We start from the raw sequence: 17446 nt of genomic DNA, 5'->3' as shown, positions 1-17446 counted from the left end.
AAATAACATAAGGAAAAGCTAATCCCATGAACGCATTGAGTGATGAAGAACAACTTGATAACTTAAAATCTTTCACTAAAAAATATGGTTCTGCCATGATTAGTGGGATTTTAATTGCGTTGATTGCCTTTTTTGGCTGGGAATATTGGCAGAAGAAGAACTTGGCTGAGTCTCAAAAGCAAACAGCCAAAGTTCAACAGTTGATGGATGATGCAAAAGGTGTTTCAGGCGATGTCAATGCATTTAATGCCTTATCTGCAACTGCGGACAAAATTGTTAAGGAAGCTCCAGATTCTGTCCAGGCCATTCAAACTCAATTGTTGATGGCTAAGCTGGCTTATGACAAAGCCGATTATGCACATGCAGAACGTGCCTTGAAAAAAGTTGAAAATTCCAAACTGGATGATGCCGGTTTAGTGCAAGTGGTTAAGCTTCGTTTAGCTTATGCTCAGCTGGCACAAAAGAAATATGACGATGCAATTAAAACATTGGCTGCGGTGACCGATCCTGCCTTTAAGGCGACTGCTGATGAAGCACGTGGTGATGTCTATGTGGCTAAAAATGATATAGAAAATGCTAAAAAATCGTATATGAGCGCATGGGATGCGTTGCTTGAACGTAAGCAAGAACGTCAAATTTTACAAATTAAACTCGAAAGTGTTGGCGTTTTAGTTGATGATCCTGATGTGGAACGCCCAATTTTAGAAACACAAGTGGATGAGTCGTGATGGATAGAAAATACAAAATACCGTTTGCACTAACAATTTTAACATTTGCACTTGCCGGTTGTTCTACCAATAAAATCAAGGTGGAAGAGGTTAAACCGAATCCATTGCCTAAATTGGTGCAAGCAAAAAATCTTGTTCCTGTATTTTCTCAAAGTGTTTCTTCGACCGGTAAAGCAGACCCGTTACGTCTGCGTTTAGATGCCGCTAATGGTGTAGTTTTTGCCGTCGATCCAAATGGTGAAGTGTCTGCCTATCAAGGTAAACAACGCTTATGGAAACAAAAAGTTTCTAAGCAGGGTTTAAGCGCGGGTATAGAGGCCGGTGAAGGCATTGTTGTGGTCGGCAATAAAAAAGGTCAATTGTTTGCTCTGGATCAGGCCACAGGTGAGCAAAAATGGACTGCACAGTTGTCAGGCGCCATTTTATCTGCTTCGTTAATTCAGTCTGGTCGTGTCATTACCATTAGCAATGATGATACGGTCTATGCGCATGATCTTGCTACAGGTCAGCAAGTCTGGACTTATAACCTGCCGAATGTACAGTTCAGCTTGCGTGGTGTTGCTACACCGGTGGCGCTTGATCCGCGTACTGTCCTGATTGCTTCATCCAATGCGTATGTATATGCGCTGGATATTATCAGTGGTGTGCCGCGTATGCAGCGTCGTGTTGCCGTCAGTGACGGACGTTCGGATATTCAGCGTCTGAATGATATTGATGGTGAGCCTGTCGTAGCTGGACAATTCCTGGTAACGACCAGTTTCCAGGGGCAAGTGACGGTGATGGATCTGGCTGCACAACAAATTGTGTGGAGTGAAGATGCCAGCAGTATCCAGCGTCCTGAAGTGTTTAATAACACCGTTTATGTTGCTCAGGCTGATGGAAAAATCACCGCTTATGCACTGACCACAGGTCAACAATTATGGCAAAATGACAGCCTGCTGAATCGCCAACTCAGTAATCCGGTGATCTTGGGTCAGGATCTGGTGGTGGGTGATTTGGATGGCGTATTGCATTTAATTGATCCGGCAACAGGCCAGCTGATTGGTCGTTCAAAAACCAGTGGCGAAGTGCGTACACTGCGTGTGATTGACAATCAACTTTATGTGGCGACCCGTAAGGGTGCTTTAAGCATCTGGCAGAACCGTTAATTTTTTTCAGCCTTATGTTAAACTAAGCTAACCGTATTTTTTTACACGGGGGATTGAGTATTCAATGCCCCGTGTTTTATTTATTTTTGGCCCATTATTTCTTCCATTGTTTCTGCTTGTTCAGACCAGACCTACTGGCTGATCTTGAATAAAGGTTAATTTATGAAACCCGTAATTGCGCTCATTGGTCGTCCGAACGTCGGAAAATCAACGTTATTTAACCAGATTACCAAGAGCCGTGATGCGCTTGTTGCTGACTTTGCCGGTCTGACCCGTGACCGTAAGTATGGCGACGCGACTTATCAAAATAAATCATTCATCGTTGTCGATACTGGCGGTATTGGCGAAAGTGAAGGTGGTATCGATTCATACATGGCGGAACAATCAAAAACCGCCATTCATGAAGCTGATATCATTGTCTTTGTTGTAGATGCACGTGCCGGCTTACTGGCATCGGATGAACAGATTGCACGTGACCTGCGTACTTTGGGTAAAAAAGTTTATCTTGTTGCCAACAAAGTAGATGGTGTTCACGCTGAAGCTGCACTGGTTGAGTTTTACAAACTGGGTATGGGTGAGCCGCTTCAAGTCGCTGCAAGTCACGGTCGTGGCGTTCAGCAAATGCTTGAAGAAGTATTATCTGAAGTACCTGAAGATGAAAATCCGGATGAACACGATAAAGACACAGGTTTGCGTTTAGCAATCATTGGTCGTCCTAACGTGGGTAAATCAACACTTGTAAACCGTCTTCTTGGTGAAGAACGTGTGGTTGCATTTGACCAGCCGGGTACGACGCGTGACTCGGTTTATATTCCATTTGAACGTGATGGTCGTAAATACACATTGATTGACACTGCCGGTGTTCGTCGTAAAGGTAAAGTTGATGAAATGATCGAGAAGTTCTCGATTGTGAAAACTTTACAAGCGATTAAAGATGCCAATGTCATTGTGGTTGTGGTCGATGCGCGTGATGGTATTGTTGAGCAAGATTTACATTTAATTGGCTATGCTTTAGAAGCAGGCCGTGCCATGGTGATTGCGATCAATAAATGGGACAACATGTCTGAGTATGATCGTAAGCAATGTAAGCTTGATGTCGATCGTCGTTTTGACTTTATTCCATGGGCAAAAGTACATTTAATTTCTGCGCTACATGGTACAGGTGTTGGGGATCTTTATCCTTCAATCCACCGTGCGTATGATTCTTCACGTTTAAAAGTATCACCTGCAAAAATCACTCAAATCTTGAATGATGCAACCGAAGCGCATCAACCCGGTATGGTACAAGGTCGTCGTATTAAAATGCGTTATGCGCATATCGGTGGTCAAAACCCACCAACGATTGTGATCCACGGTAACAAAGTAGATAAAACTCCTGCGGATTACCGTCGTTACTTAGAAAACGTATTCCGTAAGGTTTACAAACTTGAAGGTACGCCAGTACGTATTGAGTTTAAGACTTCGGAAAACCCATTTGAAGGTCGTAAAACTCAGATTGATGAACGTACTGCAGCACGTAAGCGCCGTTATGTACAGAAATTCAAGAAAGCCGAGAAGAAATTTAAACGCGGTTAATTCCCAGGTTTAAATGATCTTGAAAAAGCCCAAAGTGATCTTTGGGCTTTTTTCTTTTAAGATGTAACTGTATTTTTGATAGGACGATCTTAAGTGAGTAGATGGATACGGGTAGATGTGAATGCGCTTGAACGTATAGTGACGCTGTCTAATGAATTAGATCGTAAAGCTAAAATTCAGCTGCAAAAACAGCAAATCTATCATTACCGCAATCAATTACTCACAGAACAGTTACAGACGTCAATTCAGCAAGAGCAGTTGGCAACGACTGAATATGGCAAACCTTATTTAATCAATTTTCCACAATTTTATTTTAATCATAGTCATAGCCAAAAAAATTATGCTTTGGCGACCAGTAGCAATATGCCTGATCTCGGGGTGGATATTGAAGACTTGGATCGCAAGGTCAGATTTGAAGCCTTGGCGAATCATGCCTTTCATCCTCATGAATTAACATACTGGAATGAATTGGAGCAGGATTCAAATTATTGGTTTAAAGTCTGGACCACCAAAGAAGCGGTATTAAAAGCTGCCGGACTGGGAGTGCGGTTAAACTTAAATGAGCTGGATACCCATGTTCACCCGCTGCATGATGGGGGATTGTGCAGTCATCCTTTAATTGGAACCTTTGCCTATCAAAACTTTCATTTGGGCAAGGTCATGCTCACGGTTGCTTGGCGATCTGAAGCCTCCTGTAAGGGGTTTGCTTTTCCTGAAATAAAAATCTTTCTGTCATCTTAAAATATGTTTTTTTGTATAACGGAATGAAAAATAAGATATTAAGAATAAAAAATTAATCTGAATAAATGGCAGATCAAAAATATAAAAAATTTAAAACAAAAAAACGAGTTAGGCATATCACTCGTTTTTAATGGATAAATAGTTAAGATACGACTAGAGCAGATCGTTGATGAAAGACGCAAAGATTATTGAAGGCCATCTTCGCTACGATCTACTTCAATTCGATATAATTTCGTTCCATTATTTGCATAAAGTAAGCGACCTGCACCAGGATAATAGGTTTCGATACGAAATTGATCTTTAGAAAAAGCACCTACAACGGGTATCCAGGCTTTGGCGGTTTGATAGCTTCTTTGGTCTGTTGAAGCACCCACTAGATCTTCTACCTGACGTTGCGACATCCCAATTTTTAACTGGGAAAATTTAGAATTTTTATAATCTCCTACAATTTCACCCGTATAACTGCCTTCGACAGAAATCTCTTTGTTGGTATTGCCATTCGGTGCCGAATTTATTGGGTTATTCTGAAAAGTATTTTTATCGGATGAATGTGGCATAGTCGTGCATGCCATTAAACTTAAGCTGCTGATTAAAATAAGAAGAGAATTTTTCATTATTATTGCCTTATTGAAAAGGGGGATAAAGATAATTCTAGTCAAAATAAGGCAATGCCCATAGGTGTTTTTTAAGTAAAGTTTTACCAATTGTTATGGGTAAATGGTTCTTCACTATTCTGCTCCAATCCTTGCACTTTGAGGCTGTTTCTAAAGTAGATGAAAGAATAGAGGTTCTATTTTTTTGTTTTGCTGCGTCTTACTTGCTTTACACCTAAAGCAGATTCATTTTTTACCACTTTATTCCAGACTTTCGCTAAATCCCGTAGAGCAAATGAATCTGCTGAATAATAAGTTCAATCTAGCTGTCCATTAATAATAGATATGGAAGAAAGTCTAATACCTTGTACAGCACCACTAATCCCTATACTGTGCAACTGATTTTCCTTTCAATTTAGTTTTGCTGTGCTGCATTTTTTACGAATTTAAGTTCAGCATCATCAGGATTGATAATGAAAATGGTTGTGTGTCTGAAATGATGGGAGTGAGAACAACATGGATCAATTATTGGCAGTAATGCGAGAGCTACGTGAAAAATGTCCATGGGATCAGCAGCAAACACCGCAAAGCCTGACCCGATATGCCATAGAAGAAGCCTATGAAGTTGAAGCAGCGGTACGGCAGGGCAAGCCAGAGGAAGTACGCGATGAGCTCGGAGATTTGCTTCTGCAAGTGGTGTTTCAGGCACAAATGTACAGCGAACAAGGCGCTTTTGATTTCAATGATGTGGTGAATGCCATTACCGAGAAGTTGATTCGCCGCCATCCTCATGTATTTCAGATAGAGCAATATTCACAATTGAGTGCGGAAGATGTATCGATACTTTGGCAGAAAATTAAACAACAGGAAAAACAGGGCAAAGCACAATCACGTTTAGATGAGATAAAACATGGACCTGCAATTCAGCAAGCACATGAAATTCAAAAAAATGCTGCGAAAATTGGTTTTGATTTTGCCGATGTGGCAGGCGCTTATGGCAAACTGAATGAGGAATTAGCTGAATTACAACAAGCCATGCAAAAGCAAAATTCCGACGAAATATTCGACGAATTTGGCGATTGTTTATTTTCATTGATCAATGTTGGACGTAAACTAGGGCTTTCTAGTGAAATGGCACTGTTAAGTACCATTCATAAATTTAGAACACGTTTTGCTTTCATTGAAGATCAGGCTCAACAACAACATAAAAATATTGAAGCCCTGTCTTTAGAAGAAATGGATCGACTTTGGGAGCAGGCGAAAAAACAATTAAAATAATAGGTTTCCCAATGAAAAAAATAATACTTATCCTGAAGGGGATTTCTTATCTTTTTAGTTTGCTGTCTTTATTGAGTATATCTAATAGTTATGCTCAACAGTTTGACCAGCAATATTTAAAATGGAAGGCTGAACAGCAGGCCCACGATGCACGGTTGAAAATACCGCGGGTCTCAATACGAGAGCATTATCTGGCTAAGCCTGCTTTAAACTCCACATCTTCAGCGATAAAGATCAATTTGAATCAGGCCAATGCTGAACAGTTACAAGAACTGTCTGGGATAGGTCAGAAGAAAGCGGAAGCAATTATTGCCTATCGGCAAAAAAATGGAAAATTTAAAAATATTGAAGAATTGCAACAGGTCAAGGGGATTGGACCTGCGCTATTTAGCAAGAATAAAGACCGCTTAGCTTTGTAATAGAAGGCAATAGATCCTTAAAATATCAAACAAAATATTGAGCATTGAGATAATCAAATTGCCCTTTGATTGTGTTAGAGATATGATTAGCGTCATCTTAGATATTTTACGTTCAGACGTAGGAGACAGCGTCTTTTGCAAACTTTGCGCGCGTCAAAATGTGGTTTATCAACCGCTCAATTACCTTCTTCCATATTAGATGTTATCGATGCTTTAACCAAGGCTGGCTATGAAGCTTATATCGTCGGTGGTGGTGTCCGTGACTTAATTTTAGGGCTAAATCCTAAAGATTTTGATGCGGTGACCAATGCAACTCCGGCTCAGGTGAAAGAAGTCTTCGGACGACGTTGCCGGATTATCGGACGACGTTTTGAGCTTGCTCATGTCTATGCCGGTCGCGAGCTGATCGAAGTTGCCACTTTCCGTGCACCGCCTAAAAAGGCAGTCACTTCTGCTTCAGGTATGATTTTACGTGACAATAATTGGGGCACGATTGAACAGGATTTTGCCCGCCGCGATTTTTCCATTAACGCGATGTATTACCAGCCGCGTAAAGGTATTGTGCTGGATTTCTGTCATGCCATTGACGATATAAAAAATAAAACCTTACGTTTATTGGGCGATCCAACCTTACGTTTTGAAGAAGACCCGGTACGGATGCTCCGAACTTTGCGGTTCGCTGCAAAATTAAATTTTAGTATTGCGCCTGAAATTTTAGAGATTTTTACCCCTGAAATGACCCAGTTGCTGCGTGATATCTCTCCGCACCGCTTATATGATGAATCACAGAAGTTGTTCACCATGGGGCATTTGAATCGTGTGCTGCCGATGCTGATTGATTTTGATATTTGGCGTCAGTTGTTTGCAGACATCAGCCCGGATATCTCGACCTTTATTGAACGTGCTGCCATTAATACCGATCAGCGGATTCAAATTGGCAAAACCATCAACCCGGCATTCTTTTATGCGGTATTGTTGTGGAAACCGTTCTTAGAGCGTTGCAACTTTTATTTAAGTAAAGGTGTTGTTCCTGCAGAGGCAAGAGCACAAGCTGGTTTGGATGTTTTAAAACGTCAGGCTACCCGTACCATCATTCCACGTTTTGCAGAAACCTTTATTCGTGAAGTGTGGGAAATGCAAACGCGTTTGCTCAATCCTAAGCCGCAACAAATTCAGGCTTTATCAACCCATGCGCGTTTCCGTGCCGGGTTTGACTTTCTGTTGCTGCGTGAGAAATCGGGCGACGACACCACCCAAGGCATGGGCGTGTGGTGGGATGCGTATCAACAGATGACGACGGACGAAAAAGAACGTGCCATTAGTCAATACAACCGTCAACGTGCAAAAAGCCGTCGTAAAACTGCAACAGAAGATGTGGTAGAAACTAAATTGGTGGCTGTTGAGATTGAGCCTTTGGTGAACGAACCTGAACCTCGTAGCCGTCGTGAACGCAAGAGCCGGGCAAAACCTGAAAGACCAGTTCAGTCTGCTTCGTCAAATCGCTCCGAAATTGGCTACGATCATCCAATTTTAAAACGCAAACGGGTCAAGCGTGATTTAAGTCAGGTTGTTTTTGGACCGACACAATGATGACAGTAACCTATATTGGCTTAGGCAGTAACCTAGGTGATTCGCGTCAAATTTTGATCGAAGCAGTGCAGAAGCTGGCGACATTGGGAACAGTGAAAACCTCCAGGTTGTATCAAAGTCCTCCCATGGGACCTCAAGATCAGCCCAATTACTTAAATGCGGCTGTACAGCTCATTACAGACTTGGAACCCCTTGCATTGCTGGATGAATTGCAGCGTTTTGAACAGGAATCAGGTCGAGTTCGACTGCGTCATTGGGGCGAACGGACTTTGGACCTGGATCTGCTCATTTATGGTGAAGAGCAGATTCATAACGCGCGCTTGACTGTGCCGCATGTAGGTGTCATGGATCGTGATTTTGTATTGATGCCATTGCTTGATTTGGATGCAAATTTTCAACTCAAAGGCCAATTATTAAAAGATTTACCGCTATTGCAACATCCGTCGCTTACAGTGCTGGATGAAGGAAATTGGGCAAATATTTAATTTTTTGCATGACCGCTTGAGAAAGTCGTCATAAGAGGAATATCCGGATGATTAGTCTAAGTGACTTAAGAAAATTTAAAGCGAAAGGCCGCAAATTCTCCTGCCTGACTTGCTATGATGCGAGTATGGCGAAAGCAATGGAAATTGCTGAAATTGATACAATTTTGGTTGGTGATTCTTTAGGGATGACCATTCAGGGGTGTGATTCTACTTTACCTGTGACGGTACAGGATATGGCTTATCATACGGCAGCGGTGCGCCGTGGCAACCAGCATGCTTTTATTTTGACTGATTTGCCGTTTATGAGTTATGCCACACTGAATGATGCACTCATCAGTGCCAAACAAGTGATGCAAGCTGGCGCACACATGGTGAAAATAGAAGGTGGTGCATGGCTGGCCGAAACCGTTCAAGTTTTGACCCGCAATGGTATTCCTGTGTGTGTACACTTGGGTTTAACCCCACAATCTGTGCATGTCTTTGGCGGCTATAAAGTTCAGGCGCGTACCCGTGAAGCTGCCGATCAGCTGATTGCCGACTGTAAGGCAGTGGTGGAAGCCGGTGCTGCGATACTTTTACTGGAATGTGTGCCGGCACAGGTCGGTAAGGAAATTAGTGAATTGTTTCCGCATACTCCTGTGATTGGCATTGGCGCGGGCGCAGATACTGACGGTCAGGTGCTGGTGGTGCAAGATATGCTTGGATTGACCGGTGGCCATGTGGCTAAATTTGTACGTAATTTTATGAAAGAACAAGCAGGGGAAACTGCAATTCTGGATGCTTTTAAAGCCTACCATGCTGCAGTCCAGGATCATTCGTTTCCTGCTAAAGAACAAACTTTTCAAGTTGAGCTGTAAACATGAAAACAGAAACTACCATTCAGGGATTAAGCGCGTCACTGAGTCCAGCTCGATCGGCACGAAAAATTATTGGTTTTGTCCCAACCATGGGTAATTTGCACGAAGGGCATTTAAACCTGGTTCGTGAAGCAAAAAAACTCTGTGATGTTGTGGTAGTCAGCATTTTTGTCAACCCGATTCAATTTGGGCCAAACGAAGACTTTGATAGTTATCCACGTACTTTGGAGCGCGATAGCCATTTGTTGGCCGATGTCGGCTGTGACATTATTTTTGCCCCTAGCGTTGAGCAAATGTATGGCAATAAGCCACGTTTAACCAATATTAGCGTGTCTGATATTACCAATGACTTATGTGGTTTACAGCGTCCTGGTCATTTTGATGGCGTGGCGGTGGTGGTCACTAAACTGTTTAATATTGTGCAGCCAAATTATGCCTTCTTTGGGCAAAAGGACTATCAACAACTGGCAGTGATTCGTCAGTTTGTACGTGACCTGAACATTCCGCTGGAAGTGATTGGTGTGCCAATTACCCGTGCTGAAGATGGTTTGGCACTCAGTTCGCGTAATGGTTATTTGAGTGCAGAACACCGTGCCATTGCCCCGACCATTTACCAAAGTTTAAATGCGGCCGAAAAGCAATTGCACAGTGGTGTTAGTCTTGCGGAAGTGTTAGAAAATATGAAGCAAAAGTTGACACAAGCTGGTTTTATTGTGGATTATGTGGAAGCGCGTACTCCAGAATTACAAAAAATAGAAGCATTTGATCAGGATGTGGTGCTGTTTGTCGCTGCTAAATTAGGTACAACCCGTCTGATTGATAACTTGCAGGTTAAGCATACTGCATAGATTCTTGCTATAAAGGACAGCCTTGCCATGAAGCGTATTTTAATTGTTACAGGACAATCCGGATCTGGAAAATCATCTGCCCTGCAGGTGCTTGAAGATCTGGGCTATTACTGTATTGATAATTTACCGCTGGCATTGCTGCCGGAAATTGTGGAAAAGCTTGATCGTGACAATAATTTGGAACAACTGGCACTAGGCGTGGATGTACGCAGTACCCGCGCAGATTTGCAAGAGTTTGACCATGTTTTTGAACAATTACAGAAGTATGGTTCGGTGGATATCATTTATTTGACTACACAAGATCAAGAACTGATTTCTCGTTTCAGTGCATCGCGACGTCCACATCCTTTAGCCAGCCGTTTTAAAAGCCTGACTGAATGTATACAGGAAGAAAAAACCTTATTGCTTCCGATACAGTTGCGTTCAACGGTACATATTGATACCACCGATAAAAGCGTACATGATCTGAAGCATACCTTGTTGTCTAAACTTGGACAATCAGATAATCTCATTTTAATTTTACAGTCATTTGGTTATAAACACGGTATTCCGCTTGATGCCGATTATGTTTTTGACGTGCGTCATTTGCCTAATCCACATTGGGATCTGGAATTGCGAAAATATTCAGGTTTAGATTTGCCTGTGCAACAGTTTTTGCTGCAAAGTGAACAAACCAATGAGATGTTCCAAGACATTTATCACTTTTTAGATAAGTGGTTGCCTGCATTTGCAGAAGGGCATCGTCACTATATGACGGTATCCATTGGCTGTACCGGCGGGCAGCACCGTTCAGTATATATCGTCGATAGACTCAAAAAAGCCCTTGAGGGAAAATGGTCTATCCAAGTCCTACACAGAGAAATGAAGCACTGGTCATGATTGACACAACTGTTGACGTAATTAATAAACTAGGTTTACATGCGCGTGCGTCTGGAAAGCTAATTGAAGTGACCACCAAATTTCGTTCATCGATTCAAATTGGTAAAGGCAACAAATTAGTAGATGCAAAAAATATTATGTCCTTGCTCATGCTCGGTGCAGGCAAGGGCACAACTTTACGTTTAGTGCTTGAAGGTGCAGATGAAGAACAAGCTTTATCTGAAATTCAGGCACTATTTGCAGCAAAATTTTACGAGGCAGATTAATCGTGGCACGTCGACCGCAACAGCGTTTTACTGAAGATGACTTTGAGTCTTTAGAAGGACGTGCAAGCAAAACCGAACAAAAAAAAGCAGTTCAGCGTATGGCTGCTTTAGGTGAACAACTGGCTGAATTGAGCCTTAAACAGATTCAGAAACTCCCTGTGGAAGAACGTTTAATTGATGCTTTACTTGATGTGCGTAGTATTACTTCAGGTGAGGCACGTCGTCGCCAGTTTCTACGGATTGGTAAATTGTTGCGTAATGAAGATGAGGCAATGATTTTGTCTTATTTAACCCCGCAGCAAGGGGCAAAGAAAACAGCTCAATTACAGCGTTGGGTCGACCGTATGATCGCTCAAGGTGATCCGGTGATTAAAGAATTTATGAAAGCGCATAATGCGGCGGAGCATCATCCTATTCGTCAGCATATTTTGCGTATTCATCGTGATATGGCCAAGCAAGTATCTGAAGAAGAGTTAGCCGCGTCGAAGTTAAAGCTGTTTAACTATATTCAGCAAGTGGCTTTGATTTCAGATAACTGATTTTTTTGTTTCATGATAGAAATAAAAAAGCGGCTCAATTGAGTCGCTTTTTTATGCCTTAATAATTTTCTCTTTGTATATTCCACATTCTCCTTCCTTCTTGTAGGAGGAAGGTTGGGATGGAGGTTATTGAGATATTATTCAGAAAAAATTAATTAAACTCACCTGTGGCACGTTCTTTGGCCCAGTCACGTAAGATAAATTTTTGCAGTTTTCCGGTAGATGTTTTTGGAATTTCGGTAATCACCAAATCTTTAGGTACTTTAAAGCGTGCTAAGTGTTGTTTGCAGAATTCAATCAGTTCTTCAGCTGTTGCTGTTTTGCCTTGTTTCAGCTCCACAAAGGCACACGGAACTTCCTGCCAGCGTGGGTCAGGTTTTGCTACCACGGCTGCGGTAAGCACTGCAGGGTGCTGATACAGCACTTCTTCCACTTCGAGTGAGGAAATATTTTCACCCCCTGAAATAATCACGTCTTTAGAACGGTCAGTAATTTTGGCATAGCCATCTGGTTGGCAAACTGCTAAATCGCCAGTATGGAACCAGCCACCAGCAAAGGCTTCGGCAGTCGCTTCCGGATTCTTTAAATAGCCCTTCATCACAATATTGCCACGGAACATAATTTCGCCCATGGTGTGACCATCATGCGGAACTTCTTGCATGGTTTCAGGATCAAGTACTTTCATACCGTCTTGTAATGGATATGGAACCCCTTGACGCGAATGCAACTGCGCTTGTTCTTGAATCGACAAATCACTCCAGCCCGCTTGTGATGCGCAAAGTGCAGAAGGACCGTAGGTTTCTGTCAGGCCATAGACATGAGTAACATTGATGCCAATATTACGCATACCTTGAATGATCGCTGCTGGAGGTGCTGCACCAGCCACCATCACTTCAACACGGTGTTCAATCTTGGCCTTTTTCTCTTCTGGTGTATTGATCAGCATCGACAGGACAATAGGTGCGCCACAGAAATAATCGACTTTATGTTCAGCAATCAATTTGAAGATCAGTTCAGCATCAACTTTACGCAAGCAAACGTTGGTACCGCCGTTAGCAGCCATGGTCCAAGCAAAACACCAGCCATTACAGTGGAACAGCGGCAGTGTCCATAAATAGGTGGCACGAGGCATCATACCGCAGGCAATGATATTGCTGGCTGCGTTAATGTAGGCACCGCGGTGGTGGTAAACTACACCTTTAGGGTTACCCGTAGTTCCAGAAGTGTAACTTAAGCTGATGGCATCCCATTCATCTTGCGGTAAATGCCATTCAAAGTTTGCATCGCCTTGCGCAATCCAGTCTTCATATTCAACTTGACCAATACGGTTGTCTTCACCTTCAAACTCTTCATCGGCCACATCAATCACATAGATGTCTTGTGACACCAGTGCGAGTGCTTCTTTAGCGAGCGCAGTAAATTCAGGATCCACCAATAACACTTTGGTTTCAGCATGCTCAAGCATGAATGCAACTGTCTTGGCATCTAGGCGGGTATTTAAGGTGTTGAGTACAGCACCTGCCATAGGAACAGCAAAATGCGCTTCAAGCATGGCAGGGACGTTTGGCAGCAGTACAGAAACGGTGTCATTTTTACCGATGCCTAAGTTTTGGAGTTGGTTGGCAAACTGACGGCAACGATTGTATTTTTCACGCCAGGTAATACGGCGCTTACCGTGAATAATCGCATTCTGATTTGGATAGATATACGCTGCGCGATCCAGATAGCGTAAAGGTGACAACGCTACAAAATTTGCGGGGGTACGCGGTAATTCATCGTATGCGCTAACCATGTTAAAACTCCGTTATATATATTTATTTTGATATCCTGTTGAAAAAGATATGCATTTTTTGGAAATCTTGCATTTATGCTTTAGTCGAGTACTATTTAGCTATTTTTAACACATTGAAAAATAAATAAAATATTTTGCAGTACTGATTTTTTTTGAACGCATGGGTTCCCATATTTGCTTTTTTAGGTATTTTACTCTAACTGGGCAATTAAAATAGTATCAGCCAAGGAATAATAATGAAAATACAACAGGCAGATAAAGGATGGCACAATTGGTCTGGAAGCCAGCAGGCTGATCCTGAATTTTTCAACCCCGACAGCTGAATGAACTCCAGCAACTGGTGAAATCGCATGCACAGATTCGTGCAGTAGGCGCCGGGCATTCATTTAGTGCTTTGGCTAGAACCGTGCTGCTTAATCTTGATCATTTAAAAGGCATGCTGGCCTTTGATGAAGATAAAAGTCAATGCACAGTTCAAGCGGGCACACGCCTGGAAGATTTAGGCGAATATCTTGCTCCAATCAATCAGGCACTACTGAATCAGGGGGATATTGACCAGCAAAGTCTGGCTGAACTGCAATGTGCTTTATGGATTGCCACGCCAGTCTTAAAAGTTTTGCGCCATAGCCAATTGCCGGGTCTGGAATTGCTGAACCATTTTCTACATCAATATAAAGCCCTGTTTGTGTACGGTGGCTATTGGCTGGCCGATTTATTTATCCTGAAAAAAGCAAGCAGCATCGCTTGTATGGCCGCAGTAGCAATCAGGAAATGCTGCTGGTGCCGAAATCCTGTGAGATTGATCGGGATGATTATGTATTTTTAAGACCAACCTAGAGTGAAACGATTATCCCGCAATTTGCGCAGCTCTATGCCTACGCAGAGGGTAAATTTGAAGCATGGGATAGCTTTAGAGAATAAAAATGACAGCTGAAATCCCTAATTAGGGGGATGGCAGCACATTGGCAAATAAATTCAAAATGAGCCAAATCGCGAATTTTCTAGGCGAAAAGGTTTAATCCTGTGGATAAGACGTGTAAAATTCTAGGCGATTTTTATTTATCCACCGTTTTTATCTTTTGAGGTTCTGCCTCGATCATAATCTCGCGGTGACATGCCCTATGGTACGGGGCATCACTCCTTAAGGATTTTTTATGCCAATTATCACTTTGCCAAATGGCGATCAAAAACAATTTGATCAAGCCGTATCTGTGATGGACGTTGCACTGAGCATTGGTCCCGGTCTTGCAAAAAATACAGTTGCTGGTCGTGTAAACGATCGTTTGGTTGATGCGTCTGATCTCATCACCGAAGATGCAAGCTTACAAATTATCACGCCTAAAGATGAAGATGGTGTACACATCATTCGTCACTCTTGTGCACACTTGGTCGGCCATGCGGTTAAACAATTGTTCCCAGAAGCAAAAATGGTTATTGGCCCAGTCATTGAAGAAGGTTTCTACTATGACATCTGGATGCCACGTCCGTTTACTTTAGACGACATGGCAGCCATCGAAGAGCGTATGAAAAAGCTCATCGATCAGGACTATGATGTCATCAAAAAAATGACACCGCGTGATGAAGTAATTAAAGAATTTACTGCACGTGGCGAAGAATACAAACTCCGCTTGATTGAAGACATGCCTGAAGAAACACAAATGGGCTTGTACTACCATCAAGATTATTTGGATATGTGTCGTGGTCCGCACGTTCCGAATACCAAATTCTTAAAATCGTTCAAGCTGACTAAAATCTCTGGTGCTTACTGGCGCGGTGATGCGAAAAACGAACAGCTGCAACGTATCTACGGTACAGCTTGGGCAGACAAAAAACAGTTAGCAGCTTATATCAAACGTATTGAAGAAGCTGAAAAGCGCGATCACCGTAAAATCGGTAAAGCCTTAGATTTGTTCCATATGCAGGAAGAAGCACCGGGTATGGTGTTCTGGCATCCGAACGGCTGGACCATTTACCAGGTACTTGAACAGTACATGCGTAAAGTTCAGCAAGACAACGGTTACCTTGAAATCCGTACCCCGCAAGTGGTTGATTTTACGCTTTGGGAAAAATCAGGACATGCTGCAAACTATGCAGACAACATGTTTACCACGCATTCTGAAAACCGTAACTATGCGGTTAAACCAATGAACTGTCCTTGTCACGTACAAGTGTTCAACCAAGGTTTAAAATCGTACCGTGATTTACCTGTACGTCTTGCAGAATTTGGTTCATGTCACCGTAACGAGCCATCAGGTTCATTGCACGGCATTATGCGTGTACGTGGCTTTACCCAAGATGATGCACACATTTTCTGTACCAAAGAACAAATTGGTCAAGAAGTTGCGGACTTCATCAAGTTAACCCTGGATGTCTACAAAGACTTTGGCTTTGAAGAAGTGCAAATGAAATTGTCGACACGTCCAGAAAAACGTGTCGGTGATGATAAACTTTGGGATATGGCAGAAAAATCTTTAGCAGATGCTTTAGATGCTGCAGGTCTTGCATGGGATCTTCAACCGGGTGAAGGTGCATTCTACGGTCCGAAAATTGAATTCTCATTGAAAGACTGCTTAGGCCGTATCTGGCAATGTGGTACTATTCAGTGTGACTTTAACTTGCCTGAGCGTTTGGATGCTTCTTATGTAACAGAAGATAACGACCGTGATCAGCCTGTAATGTTACATCGTGCAATTCTTGGCAGTTTCGAGCGTTTTATTGGTATACTGATTGAACACTACGCAGGCTTTATGCCACCTTGGTTGTCGCCAGTTCAAGCGTGTGTGATGAACATTACCGATTCGCAAGCTGAAGCATGTGAGTCAGTCGTCGCTAAACTTAAAGAAAGCGGTATTCGAGCAATTTCTGACTTGAGAAATGAGAAAATCGGCTTTAAGATTCGTGAACGTACTTTAGAGCGTATTCCTTACTTATTGGTTCTCGGGGACCGTGAAGTTGAGGAAGGTACAGTGAACGTGCGTACCCGCTCAGGAAAAAATTTAGGTACTATGTCAATCGATGCTTTCGTTGACTTAGTAAAAGCAGCCGTAGCCGAACGCGGCCGGTACATTGTGGAGTAACAGCGATTAAACAGCCTGACCGTAATCAACAGGGCGGTAACAAATCAAACCGTCCTGCCTTGAATGATGAAATTCGTGCAAAAGAAGTCCGTCTTGTAGACGAAAATGGCGAGCAAAAAGGTATCGTAAGCTTGGCTGATGCCTTACGTGCGGCAGAAAGCGTTGAGCTTGATCTTGTAGAGATCGTAGCAAATGCTGAGCCACCTGTTTGTAAAATCATGGACTTCAACAAGCATTTGTTTGATCTTAAGCAAAAGCAGAAAGAAGCGAAGAAAAAACAGCATCAAGTACAGGTGAAAGAAATCAAGCTACGCCCTGCGACTGATGTTGGTGATTACAACGTAAAATTACGTGCCATTATCAAGTTCCTTGAAGAAGGCAACAAGGTAAAAATCACTCTACGCTTCCGTGGTCGTGAAATGGCTCACCAACAACTTGGTCTTGCTCAATTGCAAAAAGTTGAAGCAGATGTAGCTGAATTCGGTGTAGTTGAACAAACACCAAAAATGGAAGGTCGTCAAATGGGTATGCTACTTGGACCAAAACGTAAAAAGTAAGCACTCATTGATTAGAAAAGCACTGCAATGGCAGTGCTTTTTTATGGCTGATTTTTGTGAGAAATACTAAAATT

At 42.5% G+C, this 17446-nt stretch carries 17 protein-coding genes and 2 pseudogenes; 17 read left to right on the top strand and 2 right to left on the bottom strand.

Features of this window, described 5'->3' with window-relative positions:
- The first annotated feature begins 26 nt into the window (after positions 1–26).
- The 4 genes from LZZ98_RS11935 to LZZ98_RS11920 all read left to right on the top strand — a co-directional run bounded on the left by LZZ98_RS11935 (position 27) and on the right by LZZ98_RS11920 (position 4192).
- Positions 27–728, top strand: coding sequence for a YfgM family protein (locus tag LZZ98_RS11935; protein WP_237788030.1), 702 nt, complete (start codon positions 27–29; stop codon positions 726–728).
- Positions 728–1876, top strand: a complete 1149-nt coding sequence (gene bamB / locus LZZ98_RS11930; protein WP_237788029.1) for an outer membrane protein assembly factor BamB — start codon at positions 728–730, stop codon at positions 1874–1876. Before LZZ98_RS11935 ends, bamB begins: the two co-directional genes overlap by 1 nt.
- Before the next feature lie 162 nt (positions 1877–2038).
- A complete protein-coding gene (der, locus tag LZZ98_RS11925) occupies positions 2039–3451 on the top strand; it encodes a ribosome biogenesis GTPase Der (RefSeq protein WP_086175850.1) in 1413 nt (470 codons plus the stop codon).
- Positions 3452–3544: 93 nt separating this feature from the next.
- Entirely contained in the window at positions 3545–4192 is a 648-nt protein-coding gene (locus LZZ98_RS11920) for a 4'-phosphopantetheinyl transferase family protein (protein ID WP_237788028.1), read from the top strand.
- Between the two features lie 185 nt (positions 4193–4377).
- Here LZZ98_RS11920 and LZZ98_RS11915 read toward each other — a convergent pair whose 3' ends face one another.
- The gene (locus LZZ98_RS11915; protein ID WP_237788027.1) at positions 4378–4749 is read right to left on the bottom strand and encodes a hypothetical protein; all 372 of its coding nucleotides are present in this window, start codon (positions 4747–4749) and stop codon (positions 4378–4380) included.
- A gap of 552 nt (positions 4750–5301) precedes the next feature.
- Here LZZ98_RS11915 and mazG point away from each other — a divergent pair.
- From mazG to yjgA, 9 genes are all read left to right on the top strand, one after another.
- A complete protein-coding gene (mazG, locus tag LZZ98_RS11910; RefSeq protein WP_237788026.1) occupies positions 5302–6063 on the top strand; it encodes a nucleoside triphosphate pyrophosphohydrolase in 762 nt (253 codons plus the stop codon).
- An 11-nt stretch (positions 6064–6074) separates the two neighbouring features.
- Complete coding sequence (locus LZZ98_RS11905) at positions 6075–6482, top strand: ComEA family DNA-binding protein (protein WP_237788041.1); 408 nt, start codon at positions 6075–6077, stop codon at positions 6480–6482.
- 135 nt (positions 6483–6617) lie between these two features.
- Positions 6618–8072 carry a polynucleotide adenylyltransferase PcnB gene (pcnB, locus tag LZZ98_RS11900; RefSeq protein ID WP_237788025.1) on the top strand — a complete coding sequence of 485 codons (1455 nt, stop codon included), beginning with the start codon at positions 6618–6620 and terminating at the stop codon, positions 8070–8072.
- The gene (gene folK / locus LZZ98_RS11895; RefSeq protein WP_237788040.1) at positions 8072–8557 is read left to right on the top strand and encodes a 2-amino-4-hydroxy-6-hydroxymethyldihydropteridine diphosphokinase; all 486 of its coding nucleotides are present in this window, start codon (positions 8072–8074) and stop codon (positions 8555–8557) included. Before pcnB ends, folK begins: the two co-directional genes overlap by 1 nt.
- Positions 8558–8604: 47 nt before the next feature.
- Positions 8605–9414 (top strand): 3-methyl-2-oxobutanoate hydroxymethyltransferase, encoded by an 810-nt coding sequence (gene panB, locus LZZ98_RS11890; RefSeq protein WP_237788024.1) that lies wholly within the window; start codon positions 8605–8607, stop codon positions 9412–9414.
- Between the two features lie 2 nt (positions 9415–9416).
- Complete coding sequence (gene panC, locus LZZ98_RS11885; protein ID WP_086175843.1) at positions 9417–10262, top strand: pantoate--beta-alanine ligase; 846 nt, start codon at positions 9417–9419, stop codon at positions 10260–10262.
- 27 nt (positions 10263–10289) lie between these two features.
- On the top strand, positions 10290–11141 hold the full coding sequence (gene rapZ, locus LZZ98_RS11880) for an RNase adapter RapZ (RefSeq protein WP_237788023.1): 852 nt from the start codon (positions 10290–10292) through the stop codon (positions 11139–11141).
- Positions 11138–11407, top strand: a complete 270-nt coding sequence (locus LZZ98_RS11875; RefSeq protein WP_086175841.1) for an HPr family phosphocarrier protein — start codon at positions 11138–11140, stop codon at positions 11405–11407. The genes rapZ and LZZ98_RS11875 overlap by 4 nt, the downstream gene beginning before the upstream one ends.
- Positions 11408–11409: 2 nt before the next feature.
- On the top strand, positions 11410–11946 hold the full coding sequence (gene yjgA, locus LZZ98_RS11870) for a ribosome biogenesis factor YjgA (protein ID WP_086175840.1): 537 nt from the start codon (positions 11410–11412) through the stop codon (positions 11944–11946).
- Between the two features lie 151 nt (positions 11947–12097).
- Here the strand turns inward: yjgA and LZZ98_RS11865 are convergent, their stop codons facing one another.
- The gene (locus LZZ98_RS11865; protein WP_237788022.1) at positions 12098–13738 is read right to left on the bottom strand and encodes an acyl-CoA synthetase; all 1641 of its coding nucleotides are present in this window, start codon (positions 13736–13738) and stop codon (positions 12098–12100) included.
- A 236-nt stretch (positions 13739–13974) separates the two neighbouring features.
- On the opposite strand from LZZ98_RS11865, the pseudogene LZZ98_RS15570 reads away from it, so the two are divergent.
- The 4 genes and pseudogenes from LZZ98_RS15570 to infC form a co-directional block, all read left to right on the top strand.
- Positions 13975–14309 (top strand): annotated as a pseudogene (locus LZZ98_RS15570) (FAD-binding protein); the annotation flags it as partial.
- A pseudogene (locus LZZ98_RS11855) lies at positions 14310–14659 on the top strand (hypothetical protein); the annotation flags it as partial.
- Positions 14660–14892: 233 nt separating this feature from the next.
- The gene (gene thrS / locus LZZ98_RS11850; RefSeq protein WP_086175837.1) at positions 14893–16815 is read left to right on the top strand and encodes a threonine--tRNA ligase; all 1923 of its coding nucleotides are present in this window, start codon (positions 14893–14895) and stop codon (positions 16813–16815) included.
- Positions 16816–16820: 5 nt separating this feature from the next.
- Positions 16821–17372 carry a translation initiation factor IF-3 gene (gene infC, locus LZZ98_RS11845; RefSeq protein ID WP_086175836.1) on the top strand — a complete coding sequence of 184 codons (552 nt, stop codon included), beginning with the start codon at positions 16821–16823 and terminating at the stop codon, positions 17370–17372.
- Positions 17373–17446 lie beyond the last annotated feature (74 nt).

Origin of the sequence: Acinetobacter sp. SM34 (genome assembly GCF_022012365.1) — a bacterium.
Lineage (GTDB): Bacteria > Pseudomonadota > Gammaproteobacteria > Pseudomonadales > Moraxellaceae > Acinetobacter.
This window is presented reverse-complemented; position numbering and strand designations above follow the sequence as displayed.

What these genes read in the sequence shown, in the direction of transcription:
- LZZ98_RS11935 (WP_237788030.1), top strand. Translation starts at nt 27, where the DNA reads ATGAACGCATTGAGTGATGAAGAACAACTTGATAACTTAAAATCTTTC.
- LZZ98_RS11915 (WP_237788027.1), bottom strand. Translation starts at nt 4,749, where the DNA reads ATGCCACATTCATCCGATAAAAATACTTTTCAGAATAACCCAATAAAT.
- LZZ98_RS11865 (WP_237788022.1), bottom strand. Translation starts at nt 13,738, where the DNA reads ATGGTTAGCGCATACGATGAATTACCGCGTACCCCCGCAAATTTTGTA.
- LZZ98_RS11905 (WP_237788041.1), top strand. Translation starts at nt 6,075, where the DNA reads ATGAAAAAAATAATACTTATCCTGAAGGGGATTTCTTATCTTTTTAGT.
- thrS (WP_086175837.1), top strand. Translation starts at nt 14,893, where the DNA reads ATGCCAATTATCACTTTGCCAAATGGCGATCAAAAACAATTTGATCAA.
- panC (WP_086175843.1), top strand. Translation starts at nt 9,417, where the DNA reads ATGAAAACAGAAACTACCATTCAGGGATTAAGCGCGTCACTGAGTCCA.
- rapZ (WP_237788023.1), top strand. Translation starts at nt 10,290, where the DNA reads ATGAAGCGTATTTTAATTGTTACAGGACAATCCGGATCTGGAAAATCA.
- LZZ98_RS11875 (WP_086175841.1), top strand. Translation starts at nt 11,138, where the DNA reads ATGATTGACACAACTGTTGACGTAATTAATAAACTAGGTTTACATGCG.
- panB (WP_237788024.1), top strand. Translation starts at nt 8,605, where the DNA reads ATGATTAGTCTAAGTGACTTAAGAAAATTTAAAGCGAAAGGCCGCAAA.
- der (WP_086175850.1), top strand. Translation starts at nt 2,039, where the DNA reads ATGAAACCCGTAATTGCGCTCATTGGTCGTCCGAACGTCGGAAAATCA.
- mazG (WP_237788026.1), top strand. Translation starts at nt 5,302, where the DNA reads ATGGATCAATTATTGGCAGTAATGCGAGAGCTACGTGAAAAATGTCCA.
- bamB (WP_237788029.1), top strand. Translation starts at nt 728, where the DNA reads ATGGATAGAAAATACAAAATACCGTTTGCACTAACAATTTTAACATTT.
- folK (WP_237788040.1), top strand. Translation starts at nt 8,072, where the DNA reads ATGACAGTAACCTATATTGGCTTAGGCAGTAACCTAGGTGATTCGCGT.